The following is a 1,136-nucleotide window of genomic DNA, read 5'->3' on the forward strand; positions in this document are numbered from 1 at the left end:
GCGCCGTGGTTTCCGGCAGTACCTCTTCTTCGTTGAAGCAGGGCAATACCAAGCTCACCACCGGAGCCGGTCTCAAGACTCCGCTTTTTTGAAAGTCCAGATGCTGTTGATGCTGTAATTCCATGCGATGACACAACAAGTGCTCAGAGTTTGAGAAATAATAGGCCCCAAGCCAATGGAGATCAGCAGGGTCAATACGATGGTGTTAATCAAAAGACCAACACCGGCAACCGCAAAAAATCGGGGAAATGTCTCCTTATGAGGTTTTTTGCTCTCAAATGTGAAACGCGCATTCAAAAAATAATTGACAATGGCACTGATGGAAAATCCTATAGCAGACGATTCAACCAAGGGCCATTTGAATACAACGGAAAAAATAGCGGTCAACAGATAATGCAAAGCCGTGGCAAATCCACCCACCAACAGAAAATGAATACCGCTGCGTATGGAAAAATTGCTTGTGCGAGCGGGGAACGGATCCATCGGCATTTTCTATTTATCCCTGAAATTATTCGATCAAATTCTCATGTATTCGAGCACCATTTGCAACAAACATCCTTCAGCCAAATTCACACTCTGTGGCGGCAACAGCCTCTGCGGGGCACCTGCACGCCCCAAGGCAGCATCCCCGCAGCCAAGCATCCTCGATAGAGTGTCTCATGATCGCCGACTTCAGCCCACCCCATTACACACAGCTCTCCCCTGAGTTCCAATAGAGGCGCAGAGACACCCGAGGGGAAGAAGTGAACTGGGCGAGCGAAGAATTCAAGACACTGGATCTGGGCGATGAACGCCTGAATGCCCGCGCGGTGCTGCTGGCCCAGCGGCTGGCAGGCAAACCCACCGAGAGCATCCCCAACGCCTGCAACGGCTGGGCCGAAACCCAGGCGGCCTATCGCTTCCTGAGCAATCGCCGCAGCGACTGGCAAGCGCTGCTGCAATCGCACTGGAGCAGCAGCATCGAGCGCATGCGCGAGCACGACGTGGCGCTCAACATCCAGGACACCACGGAACTGGACTTCAATGGCCGCCAGGCCTTGGGCCTGGGGCCGCTGAGCTACGAGGTCCAGCGCGGCATGTACCTGCACCCGACCTACGCCATCAGTGCCTCGCGCGAGCCGCGGGGCGTGCTCGAT

General features: G+C 54.6%; 2 protein-coding genes. One reads left to right on the forward strand and one right to left on the reverse strand.

Annotated features, from left to right (window positions below; all coding sequences use genetic code 11):
- Positions 1-72 precede the first annotated feature (72 nt).
- Positions 73-489, reverse strand: coding sequence for a GtrA family protein (locus QZH66_RS16620; RefSeq protein WP_305806971.1), 417 nt, complete (start codon positions 487-489; stop codon positions 73-75).
- A 254-nt stretch (positions 490-743) separates the two neighbouring features.
- Between QZH66_RS16620 and QZH66_RS16625 the strand changes: the two genes are divergently transcribed.
- On the forward strand, positions 744-1,136 hold a 393-nt coding region (locus tag QZH66_RS16625; protein WP_305806972.1), incomplete at its 3' end, for a transposase DNA-binding-containing protein.

The sequence above is a fragment of the Stenotrophomonas sp. YIM B06876 genome (genome assembly GCF_030711595.1).
In the GTDB taxonomy this organism is placed as follows: Bacteria; Pseudomonadota; Gammaproteobacteria; order Xanthomonadales; family Xanthomonadaceae; genus Stenotrophomonas.